This window comes from Nonomuraea sp. WAC 01424, assembly GCF_003947315.1.
Classification (GTDB): Bacteria; Actinomycetota; Actinomycetes; order Streptosporangiales; family Streptosporangiaceae; genus Nonomuraea; species Nonomuraea spiralis.
This window is the reverse complement of sequence record NZ_QHHZ01000013.1, coordinates 1-21974: the sequence shown is the minus strand read 5'-3', so window position 1 is coordinate 21974 and position 21974 is coordinate 1. Positions and strand designations below refer to the sequence as shown.

Genomic DNA, 21974 nt, shown 5'->3' with positions numbered 1-21974 from the left:
GAACCGAGGTGGATAGTGGCGCTGCGCGTCAAGGTGCTGGGGCCGATCGTGGCCGAGATCGACGGGGTGGAGGTCGCGCTCGGCGGCCCGAGGCAGCGAGCCGTGCTCGCCGTACTGGTCGCGGCGCGTGGCCAGGTGGTCTCGGCCGAACGCGTGCTGGACGCCGCCTGGGACGAGGACGAACCCGCCTCGATGCCCACCCTGCACTCCTACATCGCAAGGCTCCGCAAGGCGCTCGAACCCGGCCGTACCAACCGGTCGCCGGAGAGCGTGCTGGCCCGCGTCGGCAACGGGTACACGCTGCGCGTCGAGCCCGACGTCGTGGACGCCGAGCGGTTCGCCCGCAAGGTCGGCGAGGGCCAGCTCCTGCTGGAGGCGGGCGACGCGGGCGCGGCGCTGGCCGTGCTGGCCGAGGCCGTGGAGTTGTGGGGCGGGCAGCCGTACAGCGAGTTCGCGGGCGCGGCGTTCGCCGTGCCGGAGATCGTCCGGTTGCAGGGGTTGTACCTGTCGGCGCGCGAGAGCCTGTTCGCCGCGCAGCTCGCGCTCGGGCGGCACGCGGCCGTGGTGCCCGAGCTGGAGAAGCTGACCGCCGAGCAGCCCATGAGCGAGCGCGGCTGGGAGCTGCTGGTGCTGGCTCTCTACCGGTCCGGACGCCAGGGAGACGCGCTGGCCGCGCTGCGCTCGGCACGCCGCATGCTGGCCGAGGAGCTGGGCATCGATCCCGGGCCGGGGCTGCGGGACCTGGAGGCCGCGGTGCTCGCCCAGGACGAGGCGCTGCGACCGGGGAGCGCCGGGCCGCTGCCCGAACGCGGCGGCAACCTGCCCTTCCCCGTGACCGCGCTGGTCGGCAGGGCGGCCGAGGTCGAGCAGGTGGCCGCGCTGCTCGCCGAGCACCGCCTGGTCACGCTCGCCGGACCCGGCGGCATCGGCAAGACCCGGCTGGCGCTGGAGACCGCGCGGGCCAGGGACGACGCCGACGGGCCGTGGCTGGTCGAACTGGCCGGGCTGGACGACCCCTCGCTGGTGGCCAGGGCCATCGCCCAGGTGCTCGGCCTCACCGGGCCGGCCTCCGCGCAGCGCCTGGCGTACGCGCTGCGCGGCAGGAGCCCGCTGCTCGTGATCGACAACTGCGAGCACCTCGTGGCGGCCGTCCGCGACACGGTCGCCGAGCTGCTGGCCGGAGCGGGCGGCGTACGCGTGCTCGCCACCAGCCGCGAGACGCTCGGCGTCCCCGGCGAGGCCCTGTACGACGTGCCGCCGCTGTCCGCGGCCGACGCCCGCGACCTGTTCATGAGCCGGGCCAGGGCCGCCGCGCCCGGCTGGGAGCCGACGCCGTCGGAGCTGCGCAGCGCCGAACGCCTCTGCCTGGGGCTCGACGGGCTGCCGCTGGCGGTCGAGCTGGCCGCCGGGCAGTGCCGCATGTTGTCGGTCGAGCAGATCCTCACCTCGATGGACGACAGGTTCACCGTGCTCACGGACGGCCCCGGCCCGCGGCGGCACCGTACGCTCGCCAGGACTGTCGAGTGGAGCTACGACCTGCTCGAACCCGCCGAGCGCGAGCTGTTCCACCGGCTCGGCGCGTTCGCCTCCGGGTTCGACCTGGACGCGGCGGCCGCGGTGTGCGGGCGGCCGGTCCTGGGCGGCCTGGGCGCGCTGGTGCGCAAGTCGCTGGTCGCGGTCGAGCCGGGCACCTCGCCGCGCCGCTACCGGCTGCTGGAGACCATCAAGGAGTTCGCCCGCACCCGGCAGGACCCGGCCGAGCTGGCCGAGGCCCAGGCCGCGCACCGCGTCTGGGTGCTGGCCCGCGCCGAGGCGGCCGAGGCCAGGATCCGCGGCGACGGGGCGACCGCCGCGATGGACCTGCTCCTCGCCGACCAGGCCGAGCACCGGGCCGCGTTCACCTCGGCGATGCTGGCCGGCGACGGCGAGTACGCGCTGCGGCTCACCGGCGTCCTGTCCTGGTTCTGGTACCGCAGAGGGCACGTCGCCGAGGGGCTGGCCAGCCTGTCGGCGGCCATGGAGCTCTACCCCGACGCCGAGCCCGGCGTGCGCTCGCAGGCGCTGATCGGCATGGCCGGACTCCACTACCTGGCCGGCGACTTCCCCGCCGCGCACCGGCGGGCCAAGGAGGCGGCCGAGATGGCCCGGCTGGCCGACGACCTGGTCGCCGAGGGGCAGGCCCTCACCTACCGGGCGCTGTTCGGCGGCCTGAGCGGGCAGCCGAACGCGCTGGTCGACGCCCGCGCCGCGCCGGCCCTGGCCGAGGTGGCGGGCATGGGATGGTTGCACGCCGAGGCGCTGATGGTCCTCGGCATGTTGCTGGTGTTCGCGCGCGAGACCGCCGAGGCGGCCGAATGGCTGACCGAGTCGATCACGGTGGCCGCCGGCACGGGACACCGCTTCGTCACCGCGTCCGCGACCTGGTTGCTGATGAAGATCGACCTGCTGACCGGCCGTACCGACCGGGCTCTGGCGTCCGGGCTGCCGATCCTGCGCATGCTCGACGCGGACCGGGACGTCACGTCCTGGATGGTGATGAGCCACACCCTGGCCGGGGTGCTCACCGCGGGCGGGCTGCCGCACGACGGCGCGCGCCTGCTCGGCGCGGTCGAGGAGGTCGGGGCCCGGGTCGGCTTCTCGCCGCTGGAGCTGGACCCCGCCGACGGCGCCGAGCGCGAGGAGCGGATACGCCGTTCGCTGCCCGCCGCCGAACTGGCCGAGTGCCTGCGCCAGGGCGCCCGCCTGTCGCCCGCCCAGGTGCACGACCTGCTCGACGCGCTGATCAGGACCCGCGTCCACTGACCCGAAGCCCTTGCGCGGGCGCGGCGGGCGGGCTTTGGTACAGGTATGCCACCAGGTGATCGGCTCGCGGTGCAGACCATCGAGTTCCATGGTGACCAGGTCGCCTTCGGCGAGGCCGGCGTGACCGACGAGGAACGCGCCGCCGCCGGCCGCGAGACGCTCGCCCAGCGCAACCAGGCCCTGCTGCGGGGCAACCGCCGCCGGGCCAGGCGCCGCTACGCCCAGGACCTGCCCGCCGGCCAGGACTTCGCCCGCGTGTGGCGGCGGCGCGCCCTGGCCGAGCTGCGTCCCAGGCTGACGGGCGGCCCGCTGGCCGTCTGGGGCGAGGACGACGACGTGCTGCACGTGCTCTGGCAGGGGCCGAACGCGCGGCTCGTCTCGGGGGTGCTGCTCCCGATGTGGCCGGTCAAGGGGGCGGGCGACCTGTGGGAGCTATCGGTGCGCGTACGGCACCTGGACCGGGCCGTGGTCGGCGTCACCGCGGCGCCTCCCGGCGGCCGGCCGGTGGAGCTGGTCTGGCACGGCCCGCGCGCCGGCCCCGCCCCCGCGACCGCCGCCCGGCTCGCCGGCACGCTCGTCACCCGCGAGATCGGCAGCGTCCACCTGGGGGAGCGCCGCGCGATCACGGTCTACCGCCCGCCGGGCCCGATCCGGCCGATGCCCCTGTGCCTGCTGGCCGACGGGCAGGCGGCCGGGTCGTACGCCCGCGTGCTGGAACCGGCGATCCTGGCCGGCGCGCTGCCGCCGGTGATCCTGGTCGCACCGCACGCCGCCGACGTGCCCGGCCCCTACCCGGACGGGCGGGCCAGGGAGTACCTGCCGTACGCCGACCCGCGGCGCTTCGCCGCGCACCTGGCCTTCGTCACCGGCGAGGTCCTGCCCGGCTTCCCCGAGGCGAGCCACGTGATCAGCGCCGGGTTCGCGGACGGCGCCGGCTTCGCGCTGACCGCCGCCGACCGGTGCCCCGGCCGGATCGCGGCGGCGGTCGGCCTCAGCCCCGGCCTGCTGCCGCAGCTCCTCGACACCTCCGTACGGGTGCCCCGATACCTCGCGGCCGGCACGCTCGAACCCGGCTTCCTCGACTGCGCCCGCTCGCTGGCCGCCCGCCTGCGCGGCGCCGGCATCGCCCACCGCTGCGAGGCGTGGATCGGCGGCCACGACGGCTACTGGTGGCGCGTGCACCTCCTGGCCGCCCTCACCTGGCTGACCCGCGAGCACCTGCCCCGCTCACGCTGACCGTACGGGCCGGGCGGCGGCCAGCACCAGCAGCCCGGCGAACAGCCCGGTGACCGCGGCGGCCAGGTAGACCGCGTTCAGCGCCGAGGGGAACGAGCCCGTCCCGGCCAGCCCGTCCTGGAACAGGACGCCGAACACGGCGATGCCGAGGGCGTACCCGAGCTGCCTGACGGTGTTGACCGCGCCCGCAGCCATGCCCGAGCGGTGCGGCGGGACGTGGGCCATGGCCGCCGAGCTGAGCGAGGGGATCGCCAGCCCGACGCCGACGCCGGTCACCACCAGGCCCGGCGCCAGGGACGTCCACGTCGAGTGCTCGTCCAGCATGCCCTGGAGGAACGCGCCCGCGGCGATCAGCAGCAGCCCGCCGCCGACCGCCGCGCGCGCCGACAACCGGGGGAGCAGGCGGGCGGCGGCGACCGAGACGACCAGCGACGTGCCGGCCATGGGCGTCAGCGCCAGCCCGGCGCTCACCGGCCCGAGCGCGAGCCCGCCGGGCTGCTGCAACCAGAGCGAGGTGAAGGCCAGGCAGGCGAACGCGGCGGGCATGAGCAGCGCGGCCCCCGTCAGGATCCCGCTGAACGCCGGGTTCGCGAACAGCCGCAGGTCCACCATGGGAAACGCGCCCCGCGACTCCACCAGCACGAAGGCGGCGAACGCGACGGCCGCCACGGCCAGCGGCACCAGCGCCCGCGCCGACCCCCAGCCGTACGGCCCGGCCTCGATCAGCCCGTACGTGAGCGCGGCCGCCGCCAATGTGAACGTGCCCATCCCGGCCCAGTCGAGCCGGCCGCCGCCCGGCAGGCGGGACTCCTCGACCGTGCGCAGGGTCATCCACGCGGCGGCCACGCTGATGGGCAGGTTCACCAGGAAGATGGCCCGCCAGTCCAGGTGCTCGGTGAGCAGCCCGCCGAGCACGGGGGCCAGCGCCGCGGCGGCCCCGTTGACGCCGCCCCACACGCCGAACGCGATGCCGCGCTCCCGCCCGTGGTAGGTGGCGCTGATCAACGCGAGCGTCGTGGCCATCATCGCGGCGCCGCCCGCCCCCTGCGCCACGCGGGCCGCCAGCAGCATGCCGCCGGTGGGCGCGAGGCCGCAGGCCAGGGAGGCCAGCGCGAACACGCCGAGGGCGATCAGGTACACCTTGCGCCGCCCGGCGTGGTCGGCGACCGAGCCGGCGGCGAGCAGCAGCGCGGCCAGGGCCAGGGCGTAACCGTCCAGGAGCCATTGGGTGTCGGTGAAGGACATCCGCAGGTCGGCGGTGATGTCGGGCAGGGCGACCATGACGATGGTCACGTCCACCAGCAGCATGAAGGCGCCCAGGCAGGCCGCCGCCAGCGGCCACCAGCTCGTACGTGTCAGTGTTGTGGTCATGGCGGCAAGGGTCGGGGCCGGGTGGGGCTTGCCCCTAGTCGAAGCGGGCTTTCTGCTGGAATTCCTCGCCGGATAGCCTCTTCTGATGGAAAACGTCACGCTCGACGAGGTCGATCGCGGGCTGCTGCACGCGTTGCAGGTGGACGGGCGGGCCTCGTTCAGCCGGATCGGCGAGGTGCTGGGGGTGTCCGACCAGCGGGTGGCCCGCCGCTACCGGCGGCTGCGCTCCAGCGGCACGTTCCGGGTCGTGGGCGTGGTGGACCGGCAGCGGCTCGGCCACCAGTCGTGGGCCATCAGGTTGCGCTGCACGCCCGACGCCGGGGCCTCGATCGCCGAGGCGCTCGGACGGCGGCCCGACACGTTCTGGGTGCACCTGCTGTCGGGCGGCACCGAGATCTCCTGCGGCGCGATCCAGCGCCTCGACCAGGAACGCGAGCCGCTGCTGCTGACCAAGCTGGCCAGGACCAGCCGGGTGCTCGCGGTGTCGGCCCACCGGACCCTGCACATGTTCGTCGGCGGCCGGATCGGCTGGGCCGGGCTGGCCGTGCTGTCCGCCGAGCAGGTCGCCCACCTGCTGGCCGGGCGCGTCCACGGCCCGCGCGACACCGCCGAGGCCGTCACGCTCGGCCCCGGCGACGACGCGCTGCTGGCCGAGCTGTCACGGGACGGCCGTACGGGCTATGCCGACCTGGCGGCTGTGACCGGCTGGTCGGAGTCGACGGTCAGGCGGCGGGTGGAGCAACTGTGCGCGGCGGGCGCGCTGTTCTTCGACATGGACGTGCTGCCCATGTTGCTGGACTACCAGGTCGAGGCGCAGTTGTGGATGTCGGTGCCGCCCGCCGACCTCGACGCGACCGGGCGGGCGCTGGCCGACCATCCGGAGGTCGCCTTCGCCGGGGCGACCACGGGCCCGACCAACCTCGCGGCCAGCGTGGTGTGCCGCGACGACGCCGCCTTCTACCGCTACCTCACCGACAGCCTGGGCGCGCTGCCCGCCATCCGGCACATCGAGACCGCGCCGATCATCAGGACCATCAAACGGGCGGGCGCCGGGCTGAGCAGTTGACCTCAACTCGACTTGAGGTAGCAGGCTGGTCTCCGGACACGATCCCGGATGAGGAGTGATCATGAGAGTGGTACGGGTGGCGAGATTCGGCGGCCCCGAGGTGCTGGAGACGCGGACCGGGCCGGACCCGGTGGCCGGGCCGGGCGAGGTCGTGGTGCGGACCGGGTACGCGGAGATCAATTTCATCGAGACGCAGCTCAGACAGGGGTTCACGCCGGGCCCGCCGCTGCCCGAGCTGCCGTACGTGCCGGGCGGCGGCGTCGGCGGGCACGTGGTCTCCGTGGGTGAGGGGGCCGATTCCGGGCTGGTGGGGCGGCGGGTGGTGGCCCGTACGCCGGGGTTCGGCGGCGGGAACGCCGAACTGGTCGTGGTCAGGGCCGAGGACCTGGTCGAGGTGCCCGACGGCGTCGAGCTGGCCGACGCGACGGCGCTGCTCAACGACGGCAGCACGGCCGTGGGACTGTTCGCGAACGCCGGGATCCGGCCCGGCGAACGGGTGCTCGTCGAGGCCGCGGCCGGCGGGCTCGGCAGCCTGCTCGTGCAACTCGCGCACGGGGCGGGCGCCCGGGTGATCGGGGCGGCGGGCAGCCCGGCCAAGCTGGAGGTGGCCGCCGGGCTCGGGGCCGAGGTCACCGTCGACTACTCGCGTCCCGGCTGGACCCGCGAGGTGCTCGACGCGACCGGCGGGCGCGGACCGGACGTGGTCTTCGACGGCGTGGGCGGCGAGCTCGGCCGCGAGGCGTTCGGGGTGACCGCGCGCGGCGGGCGGTTCTCCGTGCACGGCGCCTCCAGCGGGAGTGTCACGGCCGTGGACCCGGAGGAGGCCGCCCGGCGGGACGTCACCGTGATCGGTCTGGAGCAGCTCATGGCCATGAGCGAGATCAAGGGCGCGAACGAGCGGACCGCGCGGGCGCTCGCCGAGGCGGCCGACGAGGGGCTGCGGGCGGTCGTGGGGCGTACGTACCCGCTGGAGCGGGCGGGCGAGGCGCACGCGGCGATCGAGGCCCGCGAGGTGAGCGGCAAGACGCTGCTGACGATCTGATCGCCGGGGTCATAATCGAGGCGTGCATCGGCCATCCAGGCGACTGTTGTTCCGGGCGGGCGCCGTGACCGTGGCCGGCGTGGCGGGGGCGCTCGTCCGTGCCGACCCCGCGCACACGCCGGACTCCTCCTTCGTCACGCTGCGCCGGCAGTGGCGCCACGTGACCCTGGGCTTCGACACAGGGGCCGGCGCAGGCGCCGAGCGGCATGAGGTGGGGGCAGGCTTCGAGGCGGGGGCGGAGCCGTACCGGACGTGGCTGGCCGAGGCGGGGCGGCGGGCGGGGCGGTACCGCGCGGCCATGGCTCCGGGGAACGCGTCGCTCTGGCCGGACCAGCCGTTCCCGTCGTTCGTGGCGACGCCGGGGCGGCTGCTGGCCATGGCCCGCGCGTACGCGCTGCCGGGGACCGGGCTGACCGGCGACGCGGGCCTGGCCGCCGCCGTCGCCGCCGGGATCGACCACTACCGCCGTCACGTCTACGCCGACGGCGCCGACCCGGCGGGCAACTGGTGGCACTGGGAGATCGGCGTGCCGAGGGCGCTGCTCGACGCGGCCGTACTGATCGGCCCGCACCTCGGCGACAAGCGCAGTGCCGCGCTGCGGGACGCCGTGGACCACTTCGTGCCCGAGAGCCGCCTCGCGCACTACAGCGGCACCAGCACCGCCGCCAACCGGGTGGACCTGTGCGTGGTGATGTTGCTGCGCGCCATGCTCAGGGCCGACCCCGGCAAGGCGGCGCTGGCGGTCTCGGCGCTCTCCCCGGTGTTCCGCACGGTCTCCGAGGGCGACGGTTTCTACCGTGACGGGTCGTTCATCCAGCATTCGACCGTGCCCTACCAGGGGGCCTACGGGGTGACGCTGCTCGACGGGCTGGCGACGTTGTTCGCGGTGCTGCGCGGCACGCCCTGGGAGGTCGTGGACCCCACTGTGCTCGCGATGGTGGAACGCTCGTTCGCGCCGTTCGTCCGCGACGGGTTCTGCATGGACCTGGTGCGCGGCAGGGGCGTCGGCAGGAAGCCGTTCGGCGACCACGACAAGGGGCGCGCGCTGGCCGCCGCGATCCTGCTGCTCGGCGAGGTGGCCCCGGCCGCCGACCGGGCCCGCTGGCAGGCCATGGTCAAGGGATGGGCGGTACGCGAGACGTGCCGGCCCATGCTCGCGGCGGCCGACCCGGCCTTCCACGCACGCCTGACCGCCGTCCTGGACGACGACGCCGTGCCCGCCGCGCCGGAGCCGATCGGGCACCGGCTGTTCCCGATGAGCGCCCGTGCCGTGCACCGCCGGCCGGGCTGGTGCGCGGCACTCAGCATGGCCTCGTCCAGGATCGGCCACTACGAGCACGGCAACGGCGAGAACCCGCGGGGCTGGCACACCGGCTCCGGCATGCTCTACTGGTGGGCAGACGGCCACGCCGACCAGTACTCCGACTCCTTCTGGACCACCGTCGACCCCTACCGGCTGCCCGGCACGACGGTCTCGACCCGGCGGCTGCCCGACGGCGCGGGCCCGGCCTGGGGCGACACCTGCCCGCCCGGCCGCTGGGTCGGCGGCGCGACGGACGGCACGTACGCGGTGGTCGGCCAGCGCCTCAACGGCCTCGACAGCACGCTGGAGGCGTTCAAGTCGTGGTTCTTCCTCGACGACGCGGTGGTCTGCCTGGGCGCGGGGATCAGCGGCGCGGACGGCGTACCGGTCGAGACGATCGTGGACAACCGCAGGACCGCCGCCCTCCTGACCACGGACGTACGGGCGGGCTGGGCGCACCTCGACGGCCACGGCGGCTACGTCGTGCCGGCCGGCCTGCGGACGCTCCGGGAGCGGCGCGGCGACCGCGACTACGTGACGCTCTGGCTCGACCACGGCGTCGACCCGGACCAGGCCGGCTACGTCTACCTGCTCCTGCCGGGCGCGAGCCGGGAACGCACCGCGGCCAGGGCCGCCGACCCCGGGTGGGCCCGCGTGCTCGCCAACAGCGCCCGGCAGCAGGCCGTCCAGGTGGCCGCGCTCGGGATCACCGCGGCCGCCTTCTGGAACGGCGGCGCGGCCGGCCCGCTCGCCGCCTCCGCGCCCTGCGCCGTGCTGGTCAGGGAGAGCTCCGACGGCACAGCCACGGTGACCGTGGCCGATCCCCGGCGCGACCTGGCGGAGCTGACCGTGACGTGGGAGCGGCCGGTCGCCGCCGTGCTGCGCGCCGGCCCGGTCCTGGCGGACGCGGCGACCGGCGACCGGCTGAGGCTCACCTTCGGCCCGTCGGCGGCCCTGGAGGGCGGCTCCGCCACGGTGACCGTGCGGCTGCCCTGAAGGTCGTCATGCGGTCATGACGGCACGGATTGGGCCGCGACCAGGTCGGCGTACTTGCCGCTCATGGCCGTCAGCTCGTCGTGCGTGCCGCGCTCGACCACCCGGCCCGAGTCGACCACGAGGATCAGGTCGGCGTCCCTGACCGTGCTCAGCCGGTGGGCGATCACGATCCTGGTCTGGACGAGCCGGCTCAGGTTCGCCTCGATGGCCGCCTCGGTGGCGCTGTCCAGGTTGCTGGTGGCCTCGTCGAGCAGCAGCACCTTCGGCCGCGACAGGACGGCGCGGGCCAGGGCGAGCCGCTGCCGCTGCCCGCCCGACAGGCCGCCGCCGTCGGTGAGCATCGTCTCGTACCCCATGGGCATGTCCATGATCTCGTCGTGCAGCGCGGCCAGGCGGGCCGCCGCGACCACGCGTTCCAGGGACGCCCCCGGCTCGTTCAGCGCGATGTTCTCCCTGATCGAGCCGCTGAACAGGGACGGGTCCTGGGTGACCACGCCGAACTGGCGGCGCAGCGTACGCAGGTTCAGCTCGGCGGCCGGGACGCCGTCGTAGCGGATCTCGCCGAGCACCGGGGTGTGCAGTGCGAGCAGCAGCCTGGCCAGCGTGCTCTTGCCCGAGCCCGACGAGCCCACCAGGGCCACCTTCTGACCGGGCCGGACGGTGACCGAGACGTCCCGTACCGTCCAGGGGGCGCGCGGGTCGTGGCGGAAGCTCACCCCGCGCAGCTCGACCGCGCCGCGCAGCCGCAGCACCTCGATGCCGTTGCTCGGCTCCGGCTCGGAGGCCAGGATGTCGGACAGCCGGTCGAAGTGCGCGCCCGCCTGCTGGAGGCTCTGCAACCCGGTCATCAGCGAGCCGAGCGGGGTCAGCGCGCCGAGCGCGATGGCGTTCAGCGCGACCAGCGCGCCGATCGTGAGCTGCCCGTCGAGCACCCGCCAGGCGCCCAGCCACAACAACCCGAGCGGCGCCGTCACCCGGATCGCCGACAACGCCGACTCCAGCAGCCCCCTGGTCAACCCAGCCCGTACGTCCGCGTTGAGCTGTTTCGTGAAGTGGGCCGACCACTGGTCGACGGCCCGCTTCTCGGCTCCCGATGCCTTGAGCGTCTCGATGCCGGTGATCGTCTGGATCAGGCTGGCCTGGGACGCCGACAACGCGGTCAGCTCCTGCTGGGTGAGCCGGGCGATGCGGCTCGTAGTGGCCAGCAGCAGGACCGTCTGCAGCACGGTGACCCCGGTCAGCGCCAGCCCGAACACCGGGTCCCACACGTAGACCAGCACCAGATAGCCCACGGCCAGCGGGCCGTCCAGCAGCGCCGCCACGACCTGGCCGGTGAGGATGTCGCCGAGCGTCGAGACACTGGCCGCCCTGGTCACCAGGTCGCCCGTGCCCCGCTGCTGGAAATACCGGTACGGCAGCGTCATCAGATGGGTGACCAGGCCCTCGGTGAGCTCCTGGTCGGCCCGGGCCCGTACGGCGACGAGCAGGGCCGCCCGCAGGTAGCCGATCACGAGCTGGGCCGCCCCCGCCGGCAGCACGGAGACGCCCAGCAGGGACAGCACCTCCACCGCCCGCGTGGGCACGATGGCGTCCAGGAGGAGCTGCGAGAACATCGGCAGGGCGAGCCCGAGCAGTTGCAGCAGCAGCGAGGCCGCGATGAGCTGCGCGAGCAGCCCCCTGCGCCGCCTGAACAACGTCCGTACGAACTCTCTGCGCCAGGCCCCCGCCGCCGAGGTCGTCCCTCGGTGGAAGCCCTCGCCCGGTTCGAAGACCAGCAGCACGCCGGTGAACCCGGCGCCGAACTCCTCCGGGGTCAGCCTGCGGCGGCCGTCCCCGGGATCGACGACGTCCACGCGGTCGGGGGACCAGCGTTCGATCACGATGAAGTGGTTGAACTCCCAGTGCGCGACGGCGGGCAGCGGCACCCGGGCCAGGTCCTCCGGGGCCAGGGAGAAGGCGCGGGCCTTGAGCCCGTGCTCGCGGGCGCCGTCCACGAGGGCCTTGGCGCTCAGGCCGTCCCTGCCGACCTGAAGCCGTTCGGCGACCTGGTGGAGGGTGGTGCGCTGCCCGTGGTGGCACAGCACCATGGCCAGACAGGCGGCGCCGCACTCGGTCTCGGTGTTCTGGAGCAGTACGGGGAGGCGGCGGAACATCACGCGACCGCCTCGACCGCGACCGTGGTCACCAGGAGGACGACGACGAGCAGCGCGGCCACCAGGAGCCACAGCGCGAGGAACGACGGGGTGCTGATCACCAGCGGCATCCGGGTGATCCGCGACATCGCCCGATGCCGCAGCGCCTCCTCCCGGTAGATCCCCCGCCCGGCCCCGTCCGGCGCGGGGGCCGGGGTGGGGGCCGGGGCGGGCGCGGGCGCGGGGGCTGCGTGGCGGGCGCGGTGCTCGGCGTGGCGCGGGACCGGCCGGGTCGTGTCGTAGGGATCGCTCAAGGCCGACGCCTCCCGGCGCGGCTCGGCGCGGCTCTCCACCCCATCGTCGTCCTGCCCCCCTCTGTACGAGTCCGGACAAAGGCTAAGAACGCCTACTTGGAAGCCACTTGGGATCCACTGCTTGACGGGACGCCCCCACGCGCTTACGTTTCCCGCGACGAAACATATCGTCACAACTCCGAAACTTTCGGAGCCGTACCGTCGGAGGTCACCGGTGAAACCCCTGATCGTCGCCTTGGCACTCGTGCTCGCCGCCCCCGCCCCCGCCGCCCAAGCCGCCGCCCGTACCCCGCACGACCTGCGCCGGCTGGCCCACCAGAACGGCATCAGGATCGGCACCGCCGTGGACGTCGCGGCCCTGCGTACCGAGCCCGACTACCGCGCCACGCTGAACCGCGAGTTCACCAACGTCACCGCCGAGAACGCGATGAAGTGGGAGTCGGTCGAGCCGCAGCGCGGCGTACACACCTGGGCCGACGCCGACGCCGTGGTCGACAACGCCCGCCGCCACGGCCAGCAGGTACGCGGCCACAACCTGGTCTGGCACAACCAGCTCCCCGCCTGGCTGACCGAGGGCGTGCAGAACGGCACGATCGGCGCCGCCGAGCTCAGGCGCATCCTGCGCGACCACATCACCACCGAGGTCCGCCGCTACAAGGGCAGGATCCGGGCCTGGGACGTCGTCAACGAGGTGATCGACGAGGACGGCACCCTCCGGAAGAGCATCTGGCTCACCCAGCTCGGCCCCGGCTACATCGCCGACGCCTTCCGCTGGGCCCGCCAGGCCGACCCCCGGGCCAAGCTGTACGTCAACGACTACAACCTCGAATGGAACAGCCCCAAGATCGAAGCCACCCTCGCCCTGATCAAGGACCTGCGCTCGCAGGGCGTCCCGGTGGACGGCATCGGCTTCCAGGGCCACCTCGGCATCCAGTACGACTACCCGGGCGACTGGGCGAACGTCATGCGCCGCTTCGCCGACCTCGGCCTTGAGGTGGCGGTCACCGAGATGGACGTACGCATGGTGCTGCCCGTCACCCCCGAGAAGCTGGCCACCCAGGCCGCCTACTACGGCCGCGCCCTCACCGGCTGCCTGAGCGTGCCGGCCTGCAAGGAGTTCACCGTCTGGGGGTTCACCGACCGCCACTCGTGGGTGCCGGGCTGGTTCGACGGCGAAGGCGCCGCCTGCCTCCTGGACGAGTCCCTGACCCCCAAACCCGCCTACACCACCCTCCTGACCTCCACCCCCTGAGCCACCCCACGACGGCCCGTTGTCGTCGGGACGGGTCAACGGGAGCGGCGCTCCTGCGAAGGCGGGTGGGGGGTTTCGCTGGGTGGGGACGGTGACAGGACGGAGGTCGGCGTGTCCGAGGGGGTGGGGTCCGGTGTGGACGGCGGGGACGGTTCCGCCGAGCCCGTCCCACCGCCCGAGGGCGTGGGCGTCACCACAGCCGAACCGGACGGCGTGGGCGTCGCGACCGCCCCGGTGGACGGGCCGGGTGAGGGCGTCGGGCTGGGCAGCCGGGTCACGGGCCGTTCGTGCCGCGGCTCACCCACCGCCCGCCCGTCCCGCCGGTCCTTCTTGCCCTGCCCCTTGCCCGCCTCCTCCCGGGTCCGCCCCGCGACCTGGTCGGCCACCGTACGGTCGGCGATGAGCTCGTAGATCAGGATGCTGCCCATGCTGACGGTGAACACCAGGGCCGCCGCCATCCCCACCCTGGCCCACCGCCGCCGCCCGCCCGCCTTCGCGTCACCGGACTGCCCGCGCCAGGCGATCACCGTGTGCTGCTTCACCTTGTCGCCCGTACGCTTCAGGTAATGCGTGTAGACGTCGGCGACGACGGTGCTGGCCAGGCTCATCATCGCGGCGCCGATCAGCGTCCCGGCCGTCCCCAGGTACGAGGCCGCGACGGCGGCGGTGAGCGCGGCCAGGGCGCTCCCCACGATCTGCGGCACGCTCAGCTCCAGCTTCCGCTGCTTGCCGCTCATAGCCAGGATCGTCCCCTCTTGTGCTGCGACGGCGGTGAACAAGCCACCTTGGCCACAACGGGACGGGACACCCACGGCAACGCGCGGCGTTTTGCCACCTCCTGGCCGCACATTGCCCCTGGCAGGAACGTGATGGGAACCGGGCGGGGACCGGCCGCCCACCGCTTGCCCTGGATCTGTGGCGCCGATCACTCAGGCTGTGTGCATTCCTCCACAGAAGATCCGGTGCGTCCTCCGTAACGTCCCTTCTGCCGGAACGACCGGCAGCACGGACACGGGAGGCACCCCATGCGCAAGACCCTCGCCATCGCGGCCCTGGCCGGATCCCTGGCCGCTTCCACGGCCGTCACCGCCCTCGCCACCGCCCCCGCGGCCCAGGCGTCCACGGTCGTCAGCTGGGGCAGGTTCTTCTCCGGCGACCACAAGGCGTACACGTTCGGCAAGACCTGGAAGAGCGGCGGCAAGGTGTTCACCACCTGGCACGGCGTGGACAAGCCCGGCGGCAAGAAGGCCTGGGTGTGGTTCGAGTTCTACCAGAACGGCGGCTGGCACAAGTTCAACCGCTCCTGGGACGGCAAGGTCACCGGCAGCTGGAACGGCCGGGGCGTCAGCAAGGTCTACACGTTCACCTGCTGGGCCGGGAAGTTCGACAACTGCGGTGACAAGCACCGCATCTACTGACCCGCCGTCCCGCGCCGTCGGCGCGGGCGGCGGGCGCCCGGCGCCGGATCAGCGCAGCAGGGGGAGCCGGCTCACCCCGGTCATGGTCGGCGTGGGCATGAAGACCACCGGGTCATCGGGATCGGTACGGAAGGTGCCGATCCGGTCGAGCAGGATGTTCAGCGCCACCCGCCCTTCCAGCCGGGCCAGGGGAGCGCCCAGGCAGAAGTGGATGCCCCGGCCGAAGGCCAGATGCGGGTTGGGATCGCGGCCGGGGTCGAAGACGTCGGGATCGGGGAACTGCCGGGGATCCCGGTTCGCCGACCCGAACCAGAGCATGACGATCTTGTCGGCCGGTATCGTCACCCCGGCCAGCTCGACCTCGCGGGTGGTCGACCGGGCAACCGCGGCGAACGGGGTGAAGAGCCGCAGCGACTCCTCGATCACGGCCGGCACCGTGGAACGGTCGGCCCGTACCCTGTCCTGCTGCTCGGGGAAGGCGTCCAGGCACACGACCGTGTTGCCGAGCAACATCGTCGTCGTGATGTGCCCGGCCAGCAGCAGGAGCATGGCGAAATTGATCACCTGGTCGTCGGGCAGGCGCTCGCCGTCCACCTCGGCCTGGACCAGCTTGGTGAGCAGGTCGGCACGGGGGCGTTTCCGGCGTTCGGCGGCGTGCTCGGCGAGGTAGCGGGTCATCTCCCGCCACGGCCGCATCGTGGCCTCCATCTCCGCGGCCCGGTTCTCGGCGGGCTCGGAGAAGGAGATCTTGGTGTCCCGCTGGAACAGGCCGTCGGCCCACTTCCTGAACAGGGCCCGGTCGCTGCTCGGCACCCCCAGCAGCTCGGCGATGACGATGACGGGAAGCGGGTAGGCCAGGTCGGTCACCAGCTCCAGGCGGTCACGGCCGTCGGCCGCGTCCAGCAGCTCGTGGGTGAGCTCGGCGATGCGCGGTTCGAGGTCCGCGACGACCTTGCGGGTGAACGCGCTGCTGACCAGCTTGCGCAGCTTGCCGTGCTCCGGCGGGTCGATCTGGGTGATGAACCCCTTCAGCGAGAACTCCTCACCCTCCGGCAGCAGCCCCTTGGGGGTCAGCCGTACGGTGTCGGAGGAGAACGTGGTGGGGTCGGCGAGGACGTCCTGCACTTCCTGGTAGCCGTGGACGTTGTACATCCCGGCGGCGGCGTCGTACTCGACGGACGGGCCCGTTCGAGGCCCGTGCAGCCAGAAGTGCTGCTTGGAGATGTTGTACCGCTCGACGATGTCGGACATCGCCTCTCCTTAGTCGTAGATCCACTTGCGGTAGGGCGGGATCAGTTCCTCAAGAATCGCGACGTACTCCGCGGCCGCCGCCTCCAGCATCTCGGCGGACGGCTCCGCGGCGGGCTCGAAGGCGTGGCGTACGGTGAAGGCCAGCGCGTCGGCCTGTTCGTCCACGGTCAGCTCCGAGCCCATGGTGTCGATGCCGTTGAGCACGTAGAAGCCCGTGGACGCGGCGCTCAGCGTGTAGTGCGGGTGTGGCATGTCGGCCCTGAGCAGTCCGTACCGGTCGGCCACGCGCTTGAAACGTTCGGCCGCGAGGAGGTCGTGACTGCGCAGCGGGTGCTTGGCCAGCTTGCCCAGGAGTTCGATGTCGGTGGTGAACAGCGCCCGGAGCAGCGGCCTGCGACTCACGGAGACGAAGGCCGCCCGCGAGAAGCGATGCGGTCGCACCTGGGCGGGTTCGTGCCGCAGCAGCGCCGCGAACTCCTCCACCACCTCGATGGACTCGCGCAGCAACAGCGCCTCGAACAGCTCGTTCTTGGTACGCCAGTGCAGGTAGATCGTGCCCTTGCCCACCCCGGCGCGGCCCGCGATGTCCTCGACGGTGACCCTGCGGTATCCGTGACGCAGCAGCAGCTCGCCCGCGGCGTCGAGGATCCGGTCCGCCCTCTCGAACATCTGCTGCACCTCGTGACTAGATGTGAAATCTGGTCACGAGTCACGCTACGCCGCGCCGATGCCGTCCACAAGCCTCCCGTCGAGTGGGTCCAGACCCACTTCGTACGGGGTTCAGCGGGATTCCGGGGGTACGGGCCCCGGCCGTAGGTTTCCGACGTCGGACGGAACCACCCGCGAACGGAGAAGACGAACGTGGTCGCACTGTCGGGCTCCGGAACATCCCAAACCAGGACTGACTGGCACAATGAGGACCATGGTCAGGGAAGCGGGCGGATGAGGTCCTCCGCGGGAGGCGGCTTCCTGCGCCGGTGCTCGGAGATCGTGCTCGGGCTCTACCGCTCCGCCGTACTCGTCCTGCTCACCTGCCTGATGCCGATCGTCGGCGCCGCCGTCGGCTACGGCGGTTCCAAGCTCGCCTACTCCTGGTCGGCGAACCTGACCGGGCCCCCGCTCGTCGTCGCCCTGGCGCTCCTGGGCGAGACGCTGGTGGTGATCCTGTGGATCGCCGTGGCCCTGTGGTGCGTGCACCCGCTGACCAGCCGCACCCTCAGCCAGGCCGCCCGCCGGCTCGCCGCCCGCTGGCTCGGCCTGCGCATCGAGGTGACCTACCGCACCGCGTCGCCGGTCACCCGCATGGCCACCGGCCACTGGTGGGACGGCGAGGAGTACCACAAGTCCGAACGCGAGGCCCGCCGCCGGGCCAGGATGAACGCCCGCTTCCACGATCCCCAGCTGCACTGGGACGGGTTGTGGAGCGTGCTCGCCGGGGTGACCGTGCTGCCGGTCGCGGCCCTTCCGCTGGTCGGGCTCGCCGGCGGCGTCTACCTGACGCTGACGCCGGGCTTCCTCGGCCCCGGCATCGCCATGATCCTCGCCGGTCTGGCCGCCGCGCCGTTCGCGTGGCGGGTCCTCGGGCCACTGGCCCGCCGCTTCCTCGGGCCCATCCCGTACGCGCGGCTCGGCCGGCGGGTGGCGGAGCTGGAGGCCATCCGCGCCGACCTGACCCAGACCCAGGCCGCCGAGCTCGAACGCATCGAACGTGGCCTGCACGACGGGGCCCAGGCGCGGCTGGTCGGCATGGGCATGTCGATGCAGGCCGCCGAGCACCTTCTCGAAAGCGACCCGGCCGCCGCCAGGGCGATCTTGGCCGAGGCCCGCGCCTCCTCGGTCACCGCGCTGGCCGAGCTGCGGTCGCTGGTACGCGGCATCAACCCGCCCGTGCTCACCGAACGCGGCCTGGTCGACGCCGTACGCGCCCTGGCCCTCGACGCGCCCGTCGAGGTCGCCGTACGCAGTTCCGTGCCCACCCGGCCCGAACGCCCGGTCGAGGCCGCGGTCTACTTCACCGTCGCCGAACTGCTGGCCAACGTGGCCAAACACGCCCACGCTCGCCACGTGACCGTCGAACTCGGCTACGAGGCGCGTACTCTCACCGCGACCGTCACCGACGACGGCGTCGGCGGCGCGAACCTGTCCTCGGGCTCCGGGCTGCACGGCGTCGAACGCCGGATCGCGGCCTTCGGCGGCCGGCTGGAGATCGACAGCCCGGCCGGCGGGCCCACCCGCGTCCATGTGGCGGTGCCATGCGTATTGTCGTAGCCGAAGACCTCTTCCTGCTCCGCGACGGGCTCGTCCGCCTCCTCCAGGCGTACGGGCACACCGTGGTCGCGGCCGTCGACTCGGGCCCCGCCGCGCTCGAAGCGCTGCTCGGCAACCGCCCCGACGTGGCGATCGTGGACGTACGGCTGCCGCCGACGTTCTCCGACGAGGGGCTCCAGGCCGCGCTCGCCGCCCGACGGAAGGTGCCGGGCCTGCCCGTGCTCATCCTGTCCCAGCACGTCGAGCAGCTCTACGCCCGCGAACTCCTCGCCGACGGGCAGGGCGGCGTCGGCTACCAGCTCAAGGACCGCGTACTCGACGCCGGACAGTTCATGGACGCGCTCGCCCGCGTCGCCGAAGGCGGCACGGCGCTCGACCCCACGGTGGTCGCGAAGCTGCTGGGCCGTCCCGCGCACGCCGACCCCCTCGCCACCCTCACCGAACGCGAGCGCTCGGTGCTCGAACTGATGGCCGAGGGGTTGTCCAACGCGGCGATCGCGGCCCGGTTGTTCCTCAGCGAGGGCGCCATCAGCAAGTACACGACCACGATCTTCGCCAAGCTCGGCCTCGCCGCCGACGACGACACCAACCGCCGGGTGCGCGCCGTCCTCACCTACCTGGACGCCACCGGCTCCTAGTGCCCGGCGTGCCCGGCGGAGCCGGCCGCCGCCCGCGCCGGCAGGAGCAGCGCGGTGACGACCACCGCCACCGACAACACCGCGCCGATCACGAACGCCAGCCGCATGCCCCCGAGGGTCGCCATCGTCTGCGTGAGGCCCTCGGCCCTCAGGGTGTCGGCCTTCGCGCTCATCACAGTGATCACGAGCGCGGTGCCGATCGCCGCCGCGACCTGCTGGAGCGTGCTCAGGATCGAGCTGCCGTGCGAGTACAGGTGCGGCGGGACCGCCCCCAGGCCGAGCGTGAAGACCGGGGTGAACGTCGCGGCCAGGCTCACCATGAGCAGCGCGTGCAGGCCGAGCAGCTGCCAGTACGGCATCGTCATCGTGACCTGGGTCAGGCCGGTCAGCGCGAGCATGATCCCGATCGCGCCGGGGACGACCAGCACCCGGCCGCCGTAGTTGTCGAACAGGCGGCCCACGGCCGGACCGAGCACGCCCATCGCGAGGCCGCCCGGCATCACGAGGAGCCCGGTCTCCAGCGGGCTGAGCGCCCGGATGTTCTGCAGGTACAGCGGCAGCAGGATCATCGAGCCGAGCATCGCCATGAAGGCCACCGACATCAGGATGAGCGCGACCGTGTAGGTGCGGTGGAACAGCGTACGCAGGTCCATCAGCGGCGTGCCGCGCCGCTGCAGCACGAGCTGGCGCACGACGAAGACGGCGATGGTGACCAGCCCGGCCCCCGTGACGGCCGCCGCGACGCGGACGTCCCCGCCCTCGAACCGGCTGAGCCCGTAGACCAGGCCGCCGAACCCGGCCGCCGCCGTCACCACGCTGAACCAGTCGTTGGCGCTGATCTTGGGCTCGCCCGCGTTCCTGAGCCGCCTCAGACCGCTCCACGTGATCAGCCCGGCGATCGGCAGCACCACCGCGAACAGCAGCCGCCACGACCCGAAGTGCAGGATCACCCCGGAGATCGCCGGCCCCATGGCGGGCGCGACGGAGATGGCCAGGGTGACGTTGCCCATCACCCGCCCCCGGTCCTTCTCCGGCACGACCTGCATCAACGTCGTCATCAGCAGCGGCATCATCACGGCCGTCCCGGACGCCTGGATGATCCGCGCCCCTAGCAACACCGCGAACGACGGCGCCACGGCGGCCACCGCCGTACCGACCAGGAACAACCCCATCGCGGTGGTGTAGGCGGTCCGGGTGGTGACCCGTTGCAGGAACCAGCCGGTGATCGGGATCACCCCGGCCATGGTCAGCATGAAGGCCGTGGAAAGCCACTGCGCGGTCTGCTCGGTGATGTGCATGGCGTCCATCAGCCGCGGGATCGCGTTGATCATGATCGTCTCGTTGAGCACCACCACGAACGTCGCGAGCACCAGCAACCGGATCACGGCCGGAGTACGCCGCGAGCCCGCGGCCTCGGCGGAGGATTCGAGTTGTGGGCTGGACACGGTACCTCTATCGGAGTCGGGCCCGGCCGCGTCACGGCCGGCCTTACGGTTGTCGGTCTCACCAGCGGTCATCTTCATGCCCATACTGACCACCCCCACCGACGAAACTCATCGCCCTACCTCAAACCACCCCCCAGCCGAACGAGCCCGCCCCACCCACCCCGAACACCTCCGAACGGCCACCGAACGGCCACTGGATGGGCGGCACGCCGTGTTCACGACCCGATCCGAAGCCCCTCACCGACCAGGGACGATGATCTCCAAGAGCCGTTCCGGCGCACGCAGCGGCAGATAGTGATCGGCCGCGGCCACGATCTCCAGGCGCGCACCGGGAATGCCCTCGGCGAGCCGGCGGGCGATCACACCGATCTCCGGATGATCGTGATCGCCGACCACGACGGTGGTGGGCACCGCGACCCGCTCAAGAACCTCTACGGCGCCCACCTCCGAGAAGCGGACGTGACCCTTCTCGGCGGCCACCCGTACCTTGGCGTTCTCGGTGACCATGCCGGCGATCGCCGCGTACCCCGGCGCCCGGTCGCCCAGCGAGGCCCACACCGTGAGCTCCATCTCGGCCAGGCGGTCGGCGTCGTCCCCGCGGTCCGCCGCCGCGTAGGCGTCCATCTCAGGAGACCGCGGCCAGTCATGCCCACTGGCCGACGCCGCGACGAGGACCAACGAGCGCACCCGTTCCGGATGCTCCAAGGTGAAGTCGAGCGCGACCTCGCCGCCCATGCTCAGCCCGACCAGCGTGGCGCTCTCGACGCCGAAGTGGTCGAGGACCGCGAGCAGGTCGTCCTCGTACCGGAACGGCGCGGTCGGCGGCGTCGAACGACCCAGCCCTCGCGCGTCGTACCGGATCACGGTGTGGTGGCGCGCGAGCCCAGGGAAGACGCCGTCCCACAGACGGCTGTCATGCACGGACCCGTGCAGCAGCACCATGGGCGCCCCGCTACCGCCCTTCTCGGCCCACAAACGGCCGTCACCCGAGACAGGGACGTATTCGATCGTCATACAACCGATTCGACCACACTCGCCCCACTCCACCTCGAACACCCGGTGGGTTTCATCGGAGGACGAACGCAAACGCCTGCCGATGCCGATCAGGCCGTGCGGCAGGTCGTACTCGGCGAACGCCGGGAGTTCCCCGCGTGTGGTGCCCCAGAACTGCATCCATGGACAAGCCGCGACTTGAGTACGGAAGGCCCTTCACGCCCTCAACCGGGCCTCTGGCCTGCGGGAGCAGTCTCGGTCGAGGAGCTGCGCCGAGAAACGATCAGCAAGAATCAAGCCGTGGATCCAGGTCCGTGAACTATCGAGGTTGAAAGCGTGAAGTCGTCAGGGCGGGTGGGGGACGAGTCCGGTGCCGGCCAGGCAGCCGTCGAGAACGTCGTGGCGGTACTGGAGTCGGCGTAGGCCTTGGCGGACGGCGGTGATCAG

At 72.9% G+C, this 21974-nt stretch carries 17 protein-coding genes; 9 read left to right on the top strand and 8 right to left on the bottom strand.

What is annotated here, in order from left to right; translation table 11 throughout:
* The first annotated feature begins 15 nt into the window (after positions 1 to 15).
* Both DMB42_RS32425 and DMB42_RS32420 read left to right on the top strand, forming a co-directional pair.
* Positions 16 to 2802 (top strand): BTAD domain-containing putative transcriptional regulator, encoded by a 2787-nt coding sequence (locus DMB42_RS32425; RefSeq protein WP_125640361.1) that lies wholly within the window; start codon positions 16 to 18, stop codon positions 2800 to 2802.
* Between the two features lie 45 nt (positions 2803 to 2847).
* Positions 2848 to 4038, top strand: coding sequence for an esterase family protein (locus tag DMB42_RS32420; RefSeq protein WP_125640359.1), 1191 nt, complete (start codon positions 2848 to 2850; stop codon positions 4036 to 4038).
* Here DMB42_RS32420 and DMB42_RS32415 read toward each other — a convergent pair.
* The gene (locus DMB42_RS32415; RefSeq protein ID WP_125640356.1) at positions 4030 to 5409 is read right to left on the bottom strand and encodes an MFS transporter; all 1380 of its coding nucleotides are present in this window, start codon (positions 5407 to 5409) and stop codon (positions 4030 to 4032) included. The genes DMB42_RS32420 and DMB42_RS32415 overlap by 9 nt on opposite strands.
* Positions 5410 to 5494: 85 nt before the next feature.
* Here DMB42_RS32415 and DMB42_RS32410 point away from each other — a divergent pair, with 85 nt between their 5' ends.
* From DMB42_RS32410 to DMB42_RS32400, 3 genes are all read left to right on the top strand, one after another.
* A complete protein-coding gene (locus DMB42_RS32410) occupies positions 5495 to 6475 on the top strand; it encodes an Lrp/AsnC family transcriptional regulator (RefSeq protein ID WP_125640353.1) in 981 nt (326 codons plus the stop codon).
* A 61-nt stretch (positions 6476 to 6536) separates the two neighbouring features.
* Positions 6537 to 7517 (top strand): zinc-binding dehydrogenase, encoded by a 981-nt coding sequence (locus DMB42_RS32405; RefSeq protein ID WP_125640350.1) that lies wholly within the window; start codon positions 6537 to 6539, stop codon positions 7515 to 7517.
* Between the two features lie 22 nt (positions 7518 to 7539).
* Positions 7540 to 9816: a polysaccharide lyase 8 family protein gene (locus tag DMB42_RS32400; RefSeq protein WP_260478079.1), complete on the top strand. Its 2277-nt coding sequence runs from the start codon at positions 7540 to 7542 to the stop codon at positions 9814 to 9816.
* Positions 9817 to 9830: 14 nt separating this feature from the next.
* On the opposite strand, the gene DMB42_RS32395 is transcribed toward DMB42_RS32400, so the two are convergent.
* Together DMB42_RS32395 and DMB42_RS32390 are read right to left on the bottom strand one after the other, a co-directional pair.
* Positions 9831 to 11969: a peptidase domain-containing ABC transporter gene (locus DMB42_RS32395; protein WP_125640347.1), complete on the bottom strand. Its 2139-nt coding sequence runs from the start codon at positions 11967 to 11969 to the stop codon at positions 9831 to 9833.
* Positions 11969 to 12262 (bottom strand): hypothetical protein, encoded by a 294-nt coding sequence (locus DMB42_RS32390; RefSeq protein ID WP_125640344.1) that lies wholly within the window; start codon positions 12260 to 12262, stop codon positions 11969 to 11971. Before DMB42_RS32390 ends, DMB42_RS32395 begins: the two co-directional genes overlap by 1 nt.
* A gap of 214 nt (positions 12263 to 12476) precedes the next feature.
* Here DMB42_RS32390 and DMB42_RS32385 point away from each other — a divergent pair, with 214 nt between their 5' ends.
* A complete protein-coding gene (locus DMB42_RS32385; protein ID WP_221762457.1) occupies positions 12477 to 13514 on the top strand; it encodes an endo-1,4-beta-xylanase in 1038 nt (345 codons plus the stop codon).
* Between the two features lie 35 nt (positions 13515 to 13549).
* On the opposite strand, the gene DMB42_RS32380 is transcribed toward DMB42_RS32385, so the two are convergent.
* Positions 13550 to 14251, bottom strand: a complete 702-nt coding sequence (locus tag DMB42_RS32380) for a hypothetical protein (protein WP_125640341.1) — start codon at positions 14249 to 14251, stop codon at positions 13550 to 13552.
* A 288-nt stretch (positions 14252 to 14539) separates the two neighbouring features.
* Here DMB42_RS32380 and DMB42_RS32375 point away from each other — a divergent pair, with 288 nt between their 5' ends.
* Complete coding sequence (locus DMB42_RS32375) at positions 14540 to 14932, top strand: hypothetical protein (RefSeq protein WP_125640338.1); 393 nt, start codon at positions 14540 to 14542, stop codon at positions 14930 to 14932.
* A gap of 48 nt (positions 14933 to 14980) precedes the next feature.
* Here the strand turns inward: DMB42_RS32375 and DMB42_RS32370 are convergent, their stop codons facing one another.
* Positions 14981 to 16183: a cytochrome P450 gene (locus tag DMB42_RS32370; protein WP_125640335.1), complete on the bottom strand. Its 1203-nt coding sequence runs from the start codon at positions 16181 to 16183 to the stop codon at positions 14981 to 14983.
* A gap of 9 nt (positions 16184 to 16192) precedes the next feature.
* Positions 16193 to 16852 (bottom strand): TetR/AcrR family transcriptional regulator, encoded by a 660-nt coding sequence (locus tag DMB42_RS32365; protein ID WP_125640332.1) that lies wholly within the window; start codon positions 16850 to 16852, stop codon positions 16193 to 16195.
* Between the two features lie 273 nt (positions 16853 to 17125).
* On the opposite strand from DMB42_RS32365, the gene DMB42_RS32360 reads away from it, so the two are divergent.
* Positions 17126 to 18451 (top strand): sensor histidine kinase, encoded by a 1326-nt coding sequence (locus DMB42_RS32360; RefSeq protein ID WP_260478078.1) that lies wholly within the window; start codon positions 17126 to 17128, stop codon positions 18449 to 18451.
* Positions 18436 to 19089, top strand: a complete 654-nt coding sequence (locus tag DMB42_RS32355) for a response regulator transcription factor (RefSeq protein WP_125640329.1) — start codon at positions 18436 to 18438, stop codon at positions 19087 to 19089. The genes DMB42_RS32360 and DMB42_RS32355 overlap by 16 nt, the downstream gene beginning before the upstream one ends.
* On the opposite strand, the gene DMB42_RS32350 is transcribed toward DMB42_RS32355, so the two are convergent.
* Together DMB42_RS32350 and DMB42_RS32345 are read right to left on the bottom strand one after the other, a co-directional pair.
* Positions 19086 to 20534: a DHA2 family efflux MFS transporter permease subunit gene (locus tag DMB42_RS32350; protein WP_260478077.1), complete on the bottom strand. Its 1449-nt coding sequence runs from the start codon at positions 20532 to 20534 to the stop codon at positions 19086 to 19088. The genes DMB42_RS32355 and DMB42_RS32350 overlap by 4 nt on opposite strands.
* A 237-nt stretch (positions 20535 to 20771) precedes the next feature.
* Positions 20772 to 21548, bottom strand: a complete 777-nt coding sequence (locus tag DMB42_RS32345) for an alpha/beta fold hydrolase (RefSeq protein WP_185844969.1) — start codon at positions 21546 to 21548, stop codon at positions 20772 to 20774.
* Positions 21549 to 21974 lie beyond the last annotated feature (426 nt).

Coding starts and splice junctions, on each gene's coding strand:
- DMB42_RS32420 (WP_125640359.1), top strand. CDS start 2,848: ATGCCACCAGGTGATCGGCTCGCGGTGCAGACCATCGAGTTCCATGGT.
- DMB42_RS32415 (WP_125640356.1), bottom strand. CDS start 5,409: ATGACCACAACACTGACACGTACGAGCTGGTGGCCGCTGGCGGCGGCC.
- DMB42_RS32410 (WP_125640353.1), top strand. CDS start 5,495: ATGGAAAACGTCACGCTCGACGAGGTCGATCGCGGGCTGCTGCACGCG.
- DMB42_RS32405 (WP_125640350.1), top strand. CDS start 6,537: ATGAGAGTGGTACGGGTGGCGAGATTCGGCGGCCCCGAGGTGCTGGAG.
- DMB42_RS32395 (WP_125640347.1), bottom strand. CDS start 11,969: ATGTTCCGCCGCCTCCCCGTACTGCTCCAGAACACCGAGACCGAGTGC.
- DMB42_RS32380 (WP_125640341.1), bottom strand. CDS start 14,251: ATGAGCGGCAAGCAGCGGAAGCTGGAGCTGAGCGTGCCGCAGATCGTG.
- DMB42_RS32375 (WP_125640338.1), top strand. CDS start 14,540: ATGCGCAAGACCCTCGCCATCGCGGCCCTGGCCGGATCCCTGGCCGCT.
- DMB42_RS32370 (WP_125640335.1), bottom strand. CDS start 16,183: ATGTCCGACATCGTCGAGCGGTACAACATCTCCAAGCAGCACTTCTGG.
- DMB42_RS32365 (WP_125640332.1), bottom strand. CDS start 16,852: ATGTTCGAGAGGGCGGACCGGATCCTCGACGCCGCGGGCGAGCTGCTG.
- DMB42_RS32360 (WP_260478078.1), top strand. CDS start 17,126: ATGAGGTCCTCCGCGGGAGGCGGCTTCCTGCGCCGGTGCTCGGAGATC.
- DMB42_RS32355 (WP_125640329.1), top strand. CDS start 18,436: ATGCGTATTGTCGTAGCCGAAGACCTCTTCCTGCTCCGCGACGGGCTC.
- DMB42_RS32345 (WP_185844969.1), bottom strand. CDS start 21,548: ATGACGATCGAATACGTCCCTGTCTCGGGTGACGGCCGTTTGTGGGCC.